Below are 14,786 nucleotides of genomic sequence, written 5' to 3'. Positions count from 1 at the left end.
GGCCCGGCATTTTGCAGGGAAATTTCACACATTCCAAAAGGTGGAATTTCGCTATAGTGACCGCCCCAACAACAGTTCCGGAGGTTTTCCCGCCATGCGCACCTTGATCCGACAGATTGCCGCCATCCCCCTGATGGCCCTCGTGGCCACCAGCGCCTGGAGCCACGGACCGGGCCACGGCCCTGGCGGGGGCAGCGGCGCCCCGCCGCGCGAAGTCGTCGGCTACTTCACTTCGTGGGGCATCTACGCGCGCAACTTCAAGGTCAAGGACCTGGTCGCCCAGGGCGGCGTTCCGGCGGTGACCACCATCAACTACGCGTTCGGCAACGTGCAGCCTGTGCAGGCCGGCGGCACCGGCCCGGTGGTCTGCCAGTTGGGCGATGCCTACGCCGACGTGGAGCGCGCCTGGGCCGCCGAAGAGAGCGTAGACGGCCAGGGGGTCGATGCCAGCCAGCCGCTGCGCGGCAACTTCCAGCAGTTGCTCGCACTCAAGCGGGCCTACCCCGGCACCAAGGTCCTGATCGCGCTGGGCGGCTGGAACGGGTCGAAATGGTTCTCCGACGCCGCGCTCACCGCCGAATCCCGCAGCGCGCTGGTCACCTCCTGCATCGACCTGTTCATCAAGGGCCGGACCGACGGCAGCACCACGGGCAACGGGCCGGCCGCCGGCGTGTTCGACGGCATCGACATCGACTGGGAATACCCGGCCGCGGAAGGCGCCGAGGGCAACACCGTGCGGCCCGAAGACACCCGCAACTTCACGCTGCTGCTGCAGGAATTTCGCCGCCAGCTCGATGCGATCGATCCGCAGTTGCGCCTGACCATCGCCGCGCCGGCCGGTCCGCAGACCGCCGCCAAGATCGAACTGGCCGAGGTGGCCCGGTCGCTCGACTTCATCAACGTGATGGCGTATGACCTGCACGGCGCCTGGGAAAGCACCACCAACCACCAAGCCGCGCTCGCGCCGAACCCGAACGACCCGGCCCGTACGCAGAAACTCTCGGTAGTCGAGACCGTGGGCCGATACCTGCAGGCGGGCGTGCCTGCGCACAAGATCGTCGTCGGAGCGCCGCTGTATTCGCGCGGCTGGACGGGCGTGACCAACGCCCAGCGCGGCCTGTACCAGCCGGCCACGGGCATTCCCGCCGGCACGTACGAGGCGGGCATTGAGGACTACCAGACCCTCCAGGCCAAGCCGGGCTTCACCCGCTACTGGGATGCCCATGCGCGCTCGGCCTGGCTGTTCGACGGCACCACGTTCTGGACCTTCGACGATGCGCAGACCCTGCGCGAGAAGGCGCGTTTCGTGAAGCTGGCCCGCCTGCGCGGCATGATGTTCTGGGAGCTATCGGGCGACGGCGGCGAGCTGGTGCGCGCCGTGGGCGACGAACTCTCGCGCTGAACGATCGCGGATCGCCAAAGGTGGAAGGCCGCTGCCGCCCGTCGGGTCGCAGCGGCCTTTTTTCAGGCCCGGGCCGGCCCCGCGCAGGCATGGTGCAACGCCCTCGTCGCAGCGCGGCCAATGCACGAACAGGGCCCGCAGCGAATCCGGGATAATCGTCCACCCATCCTGAAGGCGCCGAGCATGCGCGCCTCCCCCTATTTGCCCCTCCCGACATGAGCGCAACACCCCTCGCAGACCCCAACCGCCAACACCTTGAAACCGCCAGGACGCAGATCGCCCAGGGCGAACTCCAGAAAGCCGCGCTGACGCTGAACAAGGCCCAGCAGCAGTCCCCCAACGACCCGCGCGTGTTCATGCTGGCGGGCCTGATGGCGGAGAAGGCCGGCAACCTGCCCAAGGCGTTCGAGGCGCTGCGCCATGCCGTGGCGATCTCGCCGGATTGGGGCCCTGGCCTGCTGGAACTGGCCCTGCTGCTGGCGCGCCAGAACCAGTTCGACGAAGCGGTGAGCACCGCGGAGAAGGTCGCCCTGATCGAGCCCAACAACTTGGTGGTGCTGGCAGGCGTGATCGACGTCGCGCACCGCGCGGGCCACCTGGACATGTCCGTGCGCCACCTGCGCCGCGGGCTGGAACTCGTGCCGGGCGATGCGCAGCTGCGCCGCCAGCTGGCGCGCGACCTGAGCGGCCAGGGCGCGCACGCCGAATCCGTCGAGCTGTGGAGCGGCCTGATCGCCGAGAACCCGGCCGACACCGAATCGCTGCTCGGCCGCGTGAAGGCGCACCTCGCCGCGGGCACGCCCGCCCGTGCCGTCGCCGACACCACCACGCTGCTGGAACTGGCCCCTGGCGACTCGGTCTATGCCTACTACGCCGCGCTGGCCCATGGCGTGACGCCGAAGCACCAGCCGCCGGAGTTGAACCGCGGCCTCTTCGACAGCCTGGCCGAGATGTACGACCAGCACATGGTGCGCGGCCTGCGCTACCAGCTGCCCAAGCGCGTGGCGGACAAGATCCTCGAACGCTTTCCGGACAAGAAACTCAACCTGCTGGACCTGGGCTGCGGCACGGGCCTGCTCGGCGTGTGCCTGGGCCGGCTGGACGGCTTTCTGATCGGCGTGGACATCTCGATGAAGATGATCGAACAGGCCGGCCGCCACAACGTGTACGACCGTTTCCACCACGTCAACCTGCTCGACGCGCTGCAGGAAACGCCCGACGCCATCTACGACGTGCTGGCCGCGCTGGACGTGTTCATCTACACGGGCGACCTGACCGAGACCGTTCCCAACGCCCTGCGCATCCTGGTGCCCCAGGGCGAGCTGATCTTCTCTTGCGAGACCTCGGACGAAGCGGGCCCCGACATGGTGCTGCAGCCCAGCGGCCGCTATGCCCACAAGCGCAGCCATGTGGTGGCGCTGTGCAAGGCGGCGGGCTTCGAGACCGTGGAGGTGGAAGACACCGTGCTGCGCTACGAGAACAACGCGCCCGTGCAGGGCTTCATCGTCACGGCGCGCAAGGCGGTCTGACGGCGGGGCGCCCACGGCGCCCCCAAAGAAAAAGCGCGGCCGTTGCCGCGCTTTTTTCATGCCCTCGTGCGCGGGGTCAGAACCCCAGCGCGTGCGGCAACCAGGTCGAGATGGCCGGCACGAAAGTCAGCAGGATCAGCACCGCCAGGTGCGCCAGCAGGAAGGGCGGCAGTTCCCGCGTGAGGGCCGCCAGCGGCACCTTGGTGGCCACCGAGGTCACGAACAGCAGCCCGCCCACGGGCGGCGTGATCATGCCCAGGGTGAGGTTGACGATCACCACCATCGCGAAGTGGATCGGATCGATGCCCAGCGCCGCCGAGATGGGCGCCAGGATCGGCACCAGGATCATCACGCCCGGCAGCGGCTCCATGAAGATGCCGAACAGCAGCAGCAGGATGTTCACCGCGATCAGGAAGGTGACGGGCGACAGGTTCCACCCCACGATGGTCTCCGCCAATTGCTGGGGAATGCCTTCGATCGTCAGCACCCAGGCAAACGCGGCCGACGCCGCCACCACCAGCAGCACCGATGCTGTCAGCAAGGCCGAGCGCGCGGCGATGTGGGGCAGCGCCTTCCATTCCAGCGTGCGGTAGATCCATTTGCCGCAGATGAGCGCATAGAACACCGCCACCACCGACGCCTCGGTGGGCGTGAAGATCCCGAAGCGGATGCCCACCAGGATCAGCACGACCAACATCAGCGCCGGGATGGCGCGGATGCTGTTGGACAGCATCTCCGCCCTGCTCGACCGCGGCTCGCGCGAGCGGTAGTCGCGGCGCACGCACACGCGCCAGTTGACGAGCGCCATGGCCGCGGCGATCAGCAGCCCGGGCGCGAAGCCGGCGATGAAGAGCGCCCCCACCGACACCTGCTCGTCCTGCAGCGCATAGATGATCATGATGATCGAGGGCGGAATGATGGGGCCGACGATGGCCGTACTGGCGGTGAGCGCCGCCGCGTAGGCGCGCGAATAGCCGGCCTTGTCCATCATCTTGACCATCATGGAGCCGGGCCCCGCCGCATCGGCCAGGGCCGAGCCCGAGATGCCCGAGAACAGCGTGAGCGACAGGATGTTGGCATGACCCAGCCCGCCGCGCAGGTGGCCCACGAACTGGGCCGCGAAGCGCAGCAGCACCACGGTGAGCGCACCGCCAGACATGATCTCGGCCGCGAGGATGAAGAACGGCACCGCCATCAGCGGGAAGCTGTCGATGCCGGTGAACATCTCCTTGAACACGATCAGCTGCGGATAGCGCCCGCCCACGAACACCGCGATCGCGGCCGACATGGCCAGCGCGAATGCGACGGGAAAGCCCAGCGCCATCAGGACGATGGCGGAAACGAAGAGGGTGATGGCCATGGTTAGGTCCTTCGGAACATCACAGCGACGCGGCGGACTCGGCGTCCATCTCGTCGGACTCGACATAGTGCCCATCCCGTACATAGCCCCGGGCCATGAACAGCAGGTGCACCAACAGCAGCAGAAAGCCCACCGGCATCGCCGAATAGATCCAGGCGAACGCGATGTCGGTGGCCGGCGTGGTCTGGAACCGCGTGGCCCACACGTACTGCACCGAGAACCACGCCATCACCAGGAAGAACACGCCCAGCCCCGCCACGATCAGTCCGCGCAGCCAGCGCGCGCCAGTCTGCCCCAGCGTGTGGTGCAGGTTGTCGATGGCCACGTGCCCGCCGAAACGCAGCACCAGTCCGGCCCCGAGGAACGTGCCCCAGATCATCAGGTGCCGGGCCACCTCCTCCGCCCAGACGATGGAATCGCCCGTGGTGTAGCGCAGCACCACGTTGGCGAAGACGATGCAGGCCATGGCCAGCAGCAAGATGATGAGCAGCCAGCGGTTGCAGGCCACCAGCGCGCGCTCGAATCGGTTCAGCATGGGAGGGCGGGCACCTGCCGGTGCCAATCTATCGGTCGGTCGATCACAAAGGAAAAAGCCCGGCCAGGCCGGGCAGAGGAAAAGCGCACGCCGGACAGGCTCCGGACGCGCCGGCCACCATCACTTCGTGCCGGTGATCTGGTCCAGCGTCTTCTGGCCGAACTTGGTGGCGTACTGTTTGTAGGCGGGCTCCAGGGCCTTCTGGAAGGCCGACTTGTCGACCGACTCCACGACCTGCATGCCGGCAGCCTTGACGTCGGTCAGGCCCTTTTGCTCCACGTCGTCCACGAACTTGCGCGAGGCCGCCGCACCCGCCTTGGCACCCTGGGTGAAGCTGGCCTTCTGCGCATCGGTGAGGCTCGACCAGAGGTTGGGCGACACGATCAGCGCCATGGGCGCATAGACGTGGCCGGTCAGCGAGAGGTATTTCTGCACCTGCGGCAGCTTGGCTGACACGATCACCGACATCGGGTTTTCCTGGCCGTCAATGGTGCCCTGCTGCAGCGCACCGATCACCTCGGGCCAGGACATGGGCGTGGGAGAGGCGCCCAGCGTGCGGAAGGCCGTGATGTGCACGGGGTTCTCGGTCACGCGGATCTTGAGGCCCTTGAGGTCTGCTGGCGTGCTCACCGGGTGCTTGTTGTTGGTCAGGTGGCGAAAGCCCTGCTCGCCCCAGGCCAGGGCGATCAGGCCCCGGCCCTTGAACTTGCCCAGCAGGTCCTGCCCGAACGGGCCGTCCAGCACCGCGCGGGCGTGGGCCGTGTCACGGAACAGGAAGGGAATGTCCACCACGCCCACGTCGGGCACGAAGTTGCTCAGGGCGCCGGTGGAGACGATCACCGCCTCCACGGTGCCCAGCTGCAGGCCTTCGATCAGCTCGCGCTCGCCACCCAGGGCGCTGGAGGGGAACTGCTTGAACTTGAAGGCGCCGTTGGTGCCTTTCTCGACCGTGTCGGCCCAGGCCTGTGCGGCCGCGCCGTAGTGCGAGTTGATCGCCAGCGCATAGCCGACCTTGATTTCCTTGGCCTGCTGGGCGAAAGCGGGAAGGATGGGCAAGCCGGCAACGGCGGCGGCCAGCAACAGGCGGCGGGAAGCAATGCGCATGGAAACGGTCCGATCTGGGCCCCCAGGGGGCGTTGTGACAAAGGAGGCAGGATTATTCCCGCAGCCCCGGCGCCCGGCCCTCGGGGAAAGTACCTGCGCAGGCGCTTTTTTTCGATCAGTCCAGCAGGCGGGACGATTTGGGCACGTGCGCCATCAAAAACTCCATCTGGTCCGCCAGGATGCGGCGGTTGCGCAGGATGAAGTCCTCCCACAGGCTGGGCACGTAGGGCGCATAGAGCAGCGGCATGTGCGCCTGCTCGGGCGTGCGCGGGCCCTTGCGGTGGTTGCAGGGGCGGCAGGCCGTGACCACGTTCATCCAGTGGTCCACGCCCTGGCGCGCATAGGGCACGATGTGCTCGCGCGTGAGGTCTTCATCGTGGAAGTGCCCGCCGCAATACGCGCAGACGTTGCGGTCGCGGGCGAAGAGCTTGCCGTTGGTCAGGCTGGGCTTGAGGTTGAACGGGTTGATGGACGGCACGCCCTTGGTGCCGATGATGCTGTTGACGCCGATGACCGACTGCTCACCCGTCACGGCATTGTGGCCGCCGCGGAACCGGGCGATCTGCGCGCCGGATTCCCAGCGCACCTCGCCCGCGGCATAGTGAATGACCGCCTGTTCCAGCGAAATCCACGATTGGGGCAGCCCCTGGGCCGACAACTTCAAGACCTTCACAACTCGCCTCCTGGAACAACGATGCACACAAGGATTCGGAACGCTGATGTCTCACGGGCGGCGTGCCAAGGCCGGCCTGTGGCTCACAATATACTCCGTTCATGACAAATTGGCGTCCAGCGCTTGCTACACCTGCGCAAGGCGCTATCAAAAGTAAAGCACTCCGATGAAGATCTTTCGAGGCTTCCATCACCCCGACATTGCATCGGCCTGCGCCCTCACCATCGGCAATTTCGACGGCGTGCACCGTGGCCACCAGGCCATGCTGGCGCTGCTGAACAACGAGGCGGCCCACCGCGGCGTGCCCAGCTGCGTGCTAACGTTCGAGCCCCACCCGCGCGACTATTTCGCCGGCGCCCGCCAGCGCCCCGAACTGGCCCCCGCCCGCATCGGCACCCTGCGCGACAAGCTGGACGAACTGCGCCGCTGCGGCGTGCAGCAGACCGTGGTGCTGCCCTTCAACGAACGGCTGGCCAGCCAGCCGCCGCAGGCGTTCATCGAGGACGTGCTGGTGCGCGGCCTGGGCGCGCGCTACGTGCTGGTGGGCGACGATTTCCGCTTCGGCGCGCAGCGCGCGGGCGACTACGCCATGCTGGACGGCGCCGGACGCAGCCAGGGCTTCGAGGTGGCCCGCATGAACAGCTACGAGGTGCATGGCCTGCGGGTATCGAGCTCGGCCGTGCGCGAGGCCCTGGCCGCCGGCCGCATGGAAGACGCCGCGCGGCTGCTGGGCCGGCCCTATGCCATCTCGGGCCACGTGGTGCACGGGCGCAAGCTCGGCCGTGAGCTGGGCGCCAGCCGCGAGGGCGCCGGCGACGGCTTTCGCACGCTCAACCTGCGCTTTGCCCACTGGAAGCCCGCTGCGGGCGGCATCTTCGTGGTGCGGGTGCACGGCCTGGCCGCCGAGCCCCTGCCGGGCGTGGCCAACCTGGGCGTGCGCCCGTCGCTCGATCCCCGGGACGTGAACGGCGGCCGCGTGCTGCTGGAGACGCACTGCCTGGACTGGCCCCGCGATCTGGGGGCCGAAGGGGCGTACGGTAAAATCGTCCGCGTGGAACTCCTGCACAAACTGCACGACGAGCTGAAATACGACAGCTTCGACGCCCTCACCCGCGGCATCGCCAGGGACTGCGATGACGCGCGGGCGTATTTCTCCGCCTCCACGCACGCCGAGACCCGTCGCCAGACCACGCGCGACCGAATTTGACGGTCCCCGTGCCGCAGCGCAGCCCTGCGGCCCCGTCCGCCCCCTCATCTTCTTTCTCTTCCTGCGTTCCAGGCCATGGCCCGGAACGGCCCGCTCCTTAGGTCTTGCCATGTCCGAGAACACGAACGCTACCCCCACCCCTTCCACCGGCACGGACTACCGCGCCACGCTCAACCTGCCCGACACCGCCTTCCCGATGCGCGGCGACCTGCCCAAGCGCGAACCGGGCTGGGTGAAGGAATGGGACGAAAAAGGCATCTACAAGAAGCTGCGCAACGCCCGCTGCGGCGCACCGAAGTTCATCCTGCACGACGGCCCGCCCTATGCCAACGGCCAGATCCACATGGGCCATGCGGTGAACAAGATCCTGAAGGACATGATCACCAAGGCGCGCCAGCTCGAAGGCTTCGACGCGCTGTACGTGCCCGGCTGGGACTGCCACGGCCTGCCGATCGAGAACGCCATCGAGAAAAAGCACGGCCGCAACCTGAGCCGCGACGACATGCAGGCCAAGAGCCGCGCCTATGCCACCGAGCAGATCGCCCAGCAGATGGGCGACTTCCAGCGCCTGGGCGTGCTCGGCGAATGGGACAACCCCTACAAGACGATGAACTTCGCCAACGAGGCGGGCGAAATCCGGGCCTTCAAGCGCGTGATGGAGCGCGGCTTCGTGTACCGGGGGTTGAAGCCCGTGTACTGGTGCTTCGACTGCGGCTCCTCGCTGGCCGAATTCGAGATCGAATACCAGGACAAGAAGAGCACCACGCTGGACGTGGCCTTCAAGGCGCACGAACCCGCCAAGCTGGCTGCCGCCTTCGGGTTGAGCGCTTTGCAGAAAGATGCCTTCGTGGTGATCTGGACCACCACTGCCTGGACCATTCCCGCCAACCAGGCGCTGAACCTGAACCCTGCGCTGACCTACGCGCTGGTGGACACCGAGCGTGGCCTGCTGGTGCTGGCTGAATCGCTGGTGGAAGACTGCATGGCCCGCTACGGCCTCACCGGCCAGGTGCTCGCCACGGCGCTGGGCGAAAAGCTCGGCGGGCTGGAGTTCGAACACCCGCTCTACGACGTGAAAAGCGAAGACGGCAGCCATGGCTACCGGCGCCTGTCGCCCGTGTACCTGGCGGACTATGCCACGGCCGACGACGGCACCGGCATCGTGCACTCCTCCCCCGCCTACGGCCTGGAGGATTTCAACTCCTGCCGCGCGCACGGCCTGGCGCTGGACGACATCCTGAACCCTGTGCAGGGCAACGGCACCTACGCGGCCGACTTCCCCCTGTTCGGCGGGCAGCACATCTGGAAGGCCGTGCCGGTCGTCATCGAAACGCTGCGCGCTGCCTCCCGCCTGATGGCCACCAAGGACATCACCCACAGCTACCCGCACTGCTGGCGCCACAAGACCCCGGTGATCTACCGAGCCGCCGCGCAATGGTTCATCCGCATGGACGAAGGCGAAGGCGTGTTCACCAAGGACAAGGCGCCCAAGACCCTGCGCCAGACGGCGCTGGAAGCCATCGAGCACACCAGTTTCTACCCCGAGAACGGCAAGGCCCGCCTGCACGACATGATCGCCAACCGGCCCGACTGGTGCATCTCGCGCCAGCGCAGCTGGGGCGTTCCCATCCCGTTCTTCCTGCACAAGGACTCGGGCGAGTTGCATCCGCGCACCATGGAGATCATGGACCAGGCGGCCGATATCGTCGAGAAGGGCGGCATCGAGGCCTGGAGCCGCGTGACGCCCGAAGACATCCTGGGTGCCGAGGACGCCGCCTGCTACACCAAGAGCACCGACATCCTGGAAGTGTGGTTCGACTCCGGCTCCACCTTCTTTCACGTGCTGCGCGGCACGCACCCGAACGTGCACCACGACACCGGCCCCGAGGCCGACCTGTACCTCGAAGGCCACGACCAGCACCGCGGCTGGTTCCACAGCTCGCTGCTGCTGGCGAGCGCGCTGGAGGGCCGCGCGCCCTACAAGGGCCTGCTGACCCACGGATTCACCGTGGACAGCCAGGGCCGCAAGATGAGCAAGTCGCTCGGCAACGGCATCGACCCGCAGGAGATCAACAAGAAGCTCGGCGCCGAGATCATCCGCCTGTGGGTGGCCGCCAGCGACTACTCGGGCGATATCGCCGGCGACGACAAGATCCTGGCGCGCGTGGTGGACGCCTACCGCCGCATCCGCAACACGCTGCGCTTCCTGCTCGCCAACGTGAGCGACTTCGACCCCAAGGCCGACGCCGTGCCGTTCGACCAGATGCTGGAGATCGACCGCTACGCGCTCACGCGGGCCGCCGAATTCCAGGCCGAAGTGCTGGCCCACTACCAGGTGTACGAGTTCCACCCCGTGGTGGCGAAGCTGCAGCTGTACTGCTCGGAAGACCTGGGCGGCTTCTACCTCGATGTGCTGAAAGACCGCCTGTACACCACGGCACCCAAGAGCCTCGCCCGCCGAAGCGCCCAGACCGCGCTCTACCAGATCACGCACGCCATGCTGCGCTGGATGGCGCCTTTCCTGTCGTTCACGGCGGAAGAGGCGTGGAAGGTGTTCGGCACGTCCGAATCGATCTTCCTGGAAACCTATGGCTCCATTGCTGGCGCCGACGAAGGGCTGCTGGCCAAGTGGTCCCGCCTGCGCGCCATCCGCGATGCGGTGAACAAGGAAATCGAGGCACTGCGCGCGGCCGGCCAGGTGGGCTCGTCGCTGCAGGCCACGGTCACCCTGACCGCCGCCCCCGAAGACCACGCGCTGCTCGCCAGCCTGGGCGACGACCTGAAGTTCGTCTTCATCACGTCCGCGATCGAATTGGTGGCGGGCGATGCACTGCGGATCAGCGTGCAGGCCTGTACCGACACCAAGTGCGAGCGCTGCTGGCACTACCGCAGCGATGTGGGCCAGGACCCGGCCCACCCGACGCTGTGCGGCCGCTGCACCAGCAACCTGTACGGCGCCGGCGAAGCGCGGGAGCACGCGTGATGGCCCGCAGCAGTTATTCGTCTTCATCCTCCGCGGGCGGCAAGATGTGGCCCTGGCTCGTCTGGGCACTGCTGATCCTGATCGCAGACCAGTTCACCAAGACGTTGATCCTGGGCTACTACCGGCTGGGCGATGCCACCTACATCACCGGCTTCTTCAACATCGTGCGTGCGCACAACACGGGCGCGGCCTTCTCCTTCCTCGCGGATGCGGGCGGCTGGCAGCGCTGGGTGTTCACGGGCATCGGCGTGGCGGCCACGCTGTTCATCGTGTGGCAGCTGCGCGCCCATCCCGGGCAGAAACTGTTTTGCTTCGCGCTGTCCAGCATCCTGGGCGGCGCCGTAGGCAACGTGGTGGACCGCATGATGCACGGCTACGTGGTGGACTTCCTGGACTTCCACGCGCGGGGCTGGCACTTTCCAGCCTTCAATCTGGCGGACTCGGCCATCACGGTGGGAGCGGCCTGCCTGATCCTGGATGAACTGCTGCGGGTGAAGCGCTCGTCCTGAGCCGTGGTCGGGTGGGCCCGACTGCGGAGGGCTCGCACCCGGAAATTTCAGCGGCTTTTGCGAAGTTGGTACTTCGCGCCATACAGAAGGCCAGGCACTTCCTTTTGCGCATCCCGAATGTTGAGGCCGGGCTTCATCTCGCGGGCCACGCCAACTGCGAGGGTGTCATTGAGCAGCCTGCGCCGGGCTTTTTGCAGACGGGGTGGTGCCGCTAGCGCATCGCTGGAAACACCGAACTGGGTGGCCTTGGCGATGTCGATCGCACGATTGAGTTTGGTCTGGACGCGTAACTCGAAAGCCCGGCTGATCACCGGCATGCCACGATAGGTGTGGTGGGGCGGCCAACGGTAATCCGGCGCAACCGTTGCGCGCGCCTGAAAGAACATCGCAGCCAGCCCCTGCCCGTTACTCGCAATCAGCCAATCCGTCCGGGCTTTTGCGGCCAGGCCGGAGGCCTGAGAAAAGTTGAAATAAGACTGGGTGCTCTTGGGCACGTCCGACAGTTGGCCATCGGACGCGAACACGGCAGGGCCATCCATCCACGGGTCCAAGACCAAAGCAAAGGCACTGTGAGGATTCGCCTCTTGCCTCCACTCGGCCCACACATGGCCGATCTGCGAAGAGGTCACTTGATACAGCACCTCGCCCTGCCGCATAAAGGGTGCATGCAACATGACGCCGAGCGCAGCATGCTCGTCGCAAGTTCCCGCCTGCGCGAACAGTGCAGCGGTAGCCCGTGCCTGCACCGGTGGCCACCCTGCCATCTGGATCAACTGGTACGTCATGGCATTGCAAGCAACGCTTCTGCGTGAGCTTTCTCCCCGCGTGCGCTCGATATCGCTGGCCACATTGCCTCGACCTAAAGGCAGCATTTCGCGAACTGCATCGACCGTTCGATTGGCCAGCCTCAGCCGGGCAAGGTCTGCGCCGTCCACCACCCGGCCATCGATTGCGCGGGCCATGACGTAGGGACGCAGCCGAGCGTCGCTCTGCTGGTGCATTGCCGCGCCTGAAAAAGGGAAGTACTGGCGCGGAGGAAGCCCCCCGGACGATGGCGCACGCGCTGGCAGTCCGGCAAAAGACGTTCGGGAAGCCGACGCGGAGATGGCATGAGGCACCGTCAACGCATCGGCGCCAGGCACCACGGCCCGCTGCGCAGGCCGGGCCTCGCGAGAGGTAAGAGGCGTAACCATGGCAGCTCCAGCGCGATCGCGAGAAAAACAAGTCTATGCCGGCCAGAGGATGTCCGACCAGGAACCTTTCGCGAATGCGCCGTGCGAACAATTTTGTGCGCAGACGAAGCGCAATCCCATGGGTAAGCCCACGCCGTCATCACACCGTCACACCGCCCCGCTCCAATGCCATGAAATCGATTACATGGCCTTTTCCAACCCCATTCCATTCCCATGACCATCCAGGACGTCGCCCGCGAAGCTGGGGTTTCGGTCGCCACCGTGTCCCGCGCGTTCAATCTGCCGGACAAGGTCACCCCCGCCACGCGCGACCTCGTGCTCGGCGTGGCCGAGCGCCTGGGCTACGCGCCCAACGCCAGTGCCCGCACCCTGCGCACGCAGCGCAGCCGCGTCATCGGGGTGGTGCTGCCCACGCTGCTCAATCCTGTGTTCGCGGAATGCCTCGAAGGCATCGCGCGCGCCGCGGCGCTGGCGGGCTATGCCATCCTGCCGTTCACCACCGACTACGTGATCGCGCAGGAAGAGCGCGCCGTGAATCTGCTGCTGGCGGGCGACGTGGACGGCATGATCCTCGTGGTCTCGCAGCCAGAGTCCTCCGCAGCGCTCGCGCGCCTGGCGGCGGCGGCCCTGCCCTACGTGCTGGCCTACAACCGGCACCCGGGCCACCCCTGCGTCTCGGTGGACAGCGAACGCGCCGTGGCCGACCTGGTGGCACGGCTGGTGGCCCTGGGGCACCGGCGCATCGCCATGGTGAGCGGCCAGTTGGCCGCATCGGACCGCGCACAGCAGCGCTGCCGCGGCTTTCGACGCGGCATGGCCGCTGCCGGGCTCGCGCAGGCGCCGGTGATCGAAGTGCCTTTCGTGGAAACCGCGGTGGAGGACGTGGCGCAGTGGCTGCGCGGGGCCGAGCGCCCGACCGCCCTGGTCTGCTCCAACGACCTGATTGCGATCCGCTGTCTGCGGGCCGCCCACCAGGCGGGCCTCGCCGTGCCGCGCGATCTCAGCGTGGTGGGCTTCGACGGCATCGCGCTGGGGCAGGACCTGACCCCCGTGCTGAGCACCGTGGCCCAGCCCAATGCGGACATCGGCCGCGGCAGCGTGGAACTGCTGATCCAGGCCATGGCCGCCGATGCGCCGCTGACGCCGCAGGCCAGCCTGACGCTGCCCCACCACTTCCGCGCCGGCGAATCCTGCGCAGGCGCCTGACCGACAGATCCCGCAACCCACTCCCCCAACCCATCCCTTCCTTCGTTCTGCTTTTCTGGAGCCCCCGATGAAACACACCTTGCAAACCCTGATCCGCACCACCGTGCTGGCCTTCGGCCTCGCCTGCGGCACCGCCGCGATGGCGCAAACCGCCATTTGCTACAACTGCCCGCCCGAATGGGCCGACTGGGGCAGCCAGCTCAAGGCCATCAAGGCCCGCACGGGCGTGACCGTGCCGCCGGACAACAAGAACTCCGGCCAGGCCCTTGCCCAGATGGTGGCCGAGCGCGCAAGCCCCGTGGCCGACGTGACCTACCTCGGCGTGACGTTCGCCATCCAGGCGCAGAAAGACGGCGTGGTGGGCACCTACCAGCCCGCCGGCTGGAAGGACATTCCGGAAGGCCTCAAGGACCCGGCGGGCCACTGGTTCACCATCCACTCGGGCACGCTCGGCTTCATGGTGAACGTCGATGCGCTCAAGGGCAAGCCGGTGCCGCAATCGTGGGCCGACCTGCTCAAGCCCGACTACAAGGGCCTGATCGGCTACCTCGATCCGGCCTCGGCCTTCGTGGGCTACGTGGGCGCGGTGGCGGTCAACCAGGCCCGCGGCGGCTCCATGGACAACTTCGCCCCCGGCATCGATTACTTCAAGGCACTGCAGAAGAACGAGCCCATCGTGCCCAAGCAGACGGCCTACGCCCGCGTGCTGTCGGGCGAAATCGCTGTTCTGCTGGACTACGACTTCAACGCCTACCGCGCCAAGTACAAGGACCAGGCCAACGTGCAGTTCGTCATCCCTGCGGAAGGCACCGTGGTCGTGCCTTACGTGATGAGCCTGGTGGCCAATGCCCCGCATGCGGCAGATGCCAGGAAGGTGCTGGACTTCGTGCTGTCCGACGAAGGCCAGGCGCTTTGGGCCAACGCCTACCTGCGCCCGGTGCGCGCCAATGCCATGCCCAAGGAGGTGCAGGCCCGCTTCCTGCCGGCCAGCGACTACGCGCGCGCCAAGACCGTGGACTACGGCCGCATGGCGGCTGCGCAAAAGGCGTTCTCCGACCGTTATCTGAAGGAAGTGCAGTAACGCC

At 67.0% G+C, this 14,786-nt stretch carries 12 protein-coding genes; 7 read left to right on the top strand and 5 right to left on the bottom strand.

All coding sequences use genetic code 11. The annotated features are described in order from the left end of the window. Nucleotides 1–94 precede the first annotated feature (94 nt). Both AVTE2539_RS03540 and AVTE2539_RS03535 read left to right on the top strand, forming a co-directional pair. Nucleotides 95–1,402 (top strand): glycoside hydrolase family 18 protein, encoded by a 1,308-nt coding sequence (locus AVTE2539_RS03540; RefSeq protein WP_284408380.1) that lies wholly within the window; start codon nt 95–97, stop codon nt 1,400–1,402. Nucleotides 1,403–1,617: 215 nt separating this feature from the next. Next, on the top strand, nt 1,618–2,931 hold the full coding sequence (locus tag AVTE2539_RS03535; protein ID WP_284405784.1) for a tetratricopeptide repeat protein: 1,314 nt from the start codon (nt 1,618–1,620) through the stop codon (nt 2,929–2,931). 76 nt (nt 2,932–3,007) lie between these two features. Here the strand turns inward: AVTE2539_RS03535 and AVTE2539_RS03530 are convergent, their stop codons facing one another. The 4 genes from AVTE2539_RS03530 to AVTE2539_RS03515 form a co-directional block, all read right to left on the bottom strand. Next, on the bottom strand, nt 3,008–4,291 hold the full coding sequence (locus tag AVTE2539_RS03530) for a TRAP transporter large permease (protein WP_284408379.1): 1,284 nt from the start codon (nt 4,289–4,291) through the stop codon (nt 3,008–3,010). Nucleotides 4,292–4,310: 19 nt separating this feature from the next. Then, complete coding sequence (locus AVTE2539_RS03525) at nt 4,311–4,826, bottom strand: TRAP transporter small permease (protein ID WP_284408378.1); 516 nt, start codon at nt 4,824–4,826, stop codon at nt 4,311–4,313. Nucleotides 4,827–4,946: 120 nt separating this feature from the next. After that, nucleotides 4,947–5,930: a TRAP transporter substrate-binding protein gene (locus AVTE2539_RS03520; RefSeq protein ID WP_284408377.1), complete on the bottom strand. Its 984-nt coding sequence runs from the start codon at nt 5,928–5,930 to the stop codon at nt 4,947–4,949. Nucleotides 5,931–6,045: 115 nt separating this feature from the next. Further along, nucleotides 6,046–6,603, bottom strand: a complete 558-nt coding sequence (locus AVTE2539_RS03515; RefSeq protein WP_284408376.1) for an HNH endonuclease — start codon at nt 6,601–6,603, stop codon at nt 6,046–6,048. Nucleotides 6,604–6,769: 166 nt separating this feature from the next. Here AVTE2539_RS03515 and AVTE2539_RS03510 point away from each other — a divergent pair, with 166 nt between their 5' ends. The 3 genes from AVTE2539_RS03510 (at nt 6,770) to lspA (ending at nt 11,302) form a co-directional block, all read left to right on the top strand. Further along, nucleotides 6,770–7,810 carry a bifunctional riboflavin kinase/FAD synthetase gene (locus tag AVTE2539_RS03510; protein ID WP_272564649.1) on the top strand — a complete coding sequence of 347 codons (1,041 nt, stop codon included), beginning with the start codon at nt 6,770–6,772 and terminating at the stop codon, nt 7,808–7,810. Between the two features lie 109 nt (nt 7,811–7,919). After that, nucleotides 7,920–10,793 carry an isoleucine--tRNA ligase gene (ileS, locus tag AVTE2539_RS03505; RefSeq protein ID WP_284408375.1) on the top strand — a complete coding sequence of 958 codons (2,874 nt, stop codon included), beginning with the start codon at nt 7,920–7,922 and terminating at the stop codon, nt 10,791–10,793. Beyond that, nucleotides 10,793–11,302 carry a signal peptidase II gene (gene lspA / locus AVTE2539_RS03500; RefSeq protein ID WP_272564652.1) on the top strand — a complete coding sequence of 170 codons (510 nt, stop codon included), beginning with the start codon at nt 10,793–10,795 and terminating at the stop codon, nt 11,300–11,302. Before ileS ends, lspA begins: the two co-directional genes overlap by 1 nt. A gap of 47 nt (nt 11,303–11,349) precedes the next feature. Here the strand turns inward: lspA and AVTE2539_RS03495 are convergent, their stop codons facing one another. Further along, a complete protein-coding gene (locus tag AVTE2539_RS03495; RefSeq protein WP_284408374.1) occupies nt 11,350–12,303 on the bottom strand; it encodes a hypothetical protein in 954 nt (317 codons plus the stop codon). Between the two features lie 405 nt (nt 12,304–12,708). Between AVTE2539_RS03495 and AVTE2539_RS03490 the strand changes: the two genes are divergently transcribed. Together AVTE2539_RS03490 and AVTE2539_RS03485 are read left to right on the top strand one after the other, a co-directional pair. Further along, the gene (locus AVTE2539_RS03490; protein WP_284408373.1) at nt 12,709–13,701 is read left to right on the top strand and encodes a LacI family DNA-binding transcriptional regulator; all 993 of its coding nucleotides are present in this window, start codon (nt 12,709–12,711) and stop codon (nt 13,699–13,701) included. A 67-nt stretch (nt 13,702–13,768) separates the two neighbouring features. Next, nucleotides 13,769–14,782, top strand: coding sequence for an ABC transporter substrate-binding protein (locus AVTE2539_RS03485; RefSeq protein ID WP_284408372.1), 1,014 nt, complete (start codon nt 13,769–13,771; stop codon nt 14,780–14,782). Nucleotides 14,783–14,786 lie beyond the last annotated feature (4 nt).

The sequence above is a fragment of the Acidovorax sp. SUPP2539 genome (genome assembly GCF_030158975.1).
Taxonomy (GTDB): Bacteria; Pseudomonadota; Gammaproteobacteria; order Burkholderiales; family Burkholderiaceae_C; genus Paracidovorax.
Note: the sequence above shows the minus strand (reverse complement) of the source record. Positions and strands in the feature narration are given on the sequence as shown.

What these genes read in the sequence shown, in the direction of transcription:
- AVTE2539_RS03540 (WP_284408380.1), top strand. Translation starts at nt 95, where the DNA reads ATGCGCACCTTGATCCGACAGATTGCCGCCATCCCCCTGATGGCCCTC.
- AVTE2539_RS03535 (WP_284405784.1), top strand. Translation starts at nt 1,618, where the DNA reads ATGAGCGCAACACCCCTCGCAGACCCCAACCGCCAACACCTTGAAACC.
- AVTE2539_RS03530 (WP_284408379.1), bottom strand. Translation starts at nt 4,291, where the DNA reads ATGGCCATCACCCTCTTCGTTTCCGCCATCGTCCTGATGGCGCTGGGC.
- AVTE2539_RS03525 (WP_284408378.1), bottom strand. Translation starts at nt 4,826, where the DNA reads ATGCTGAACCGATTCGAGCGCGCGCTGGTGGCCTGCAACCGCTGGCTG.
- AVTE2539_RS03520 (WP_284408377.1), bottom strand. Translation starts at nt 5,930, where the DNA reads ATGCGCATTGCTTCCCGCCGCCTGTTGCTGGCCGCCGCCGTTGCCGGC.
- AVTE2539_RS03510 (WP_272564649.1), top strand. Translation starts at nt 6,770, where the DNA reads ATGAAGATCTTTCGAGGCTTCCATCACCCCGACATTGCATCGGCCTGC.
- ileS (WP_284408375.1), top strand. Translation starts at nt 7,920, where the DNA reads ATGTCCGAGAACACGAACGCTACCCCCACCCCTTCCACCGGCACGGAC.
- lspA (WP_272564652.1), top strand. Translation starts at nt 10,793, where the DNA reads ATGGCCCGCAGCAGTTATTCGTCTTCATCCTCCGCGGGCGGCAAGATG.
- AVTE2539_RS03495 (WP_284408374.1), bottom strand. Translation starts at nt 12,303, where the DNA reads ATGCACCAGCAGAGCGACGCTCGGCTGCGTCCCTACGTCATGGCCCGC.
- AVTE2539_RS03490 (WP_284408373.1), top strand. Translation starts at nt 12,709, where the DNA reads ATGACCATCCAGGACGTCGCCCGCGAAGCTGGGGTTTCGGTCGCCACC.
- AVTE2539_RS03485 (WP_284408372.1), top strand. Translation starts at nt 13,769, where the DNA reads ATGAAACACACCTTGCAAACCCTGATCCGCACCACCGTGCTGGCCTTC.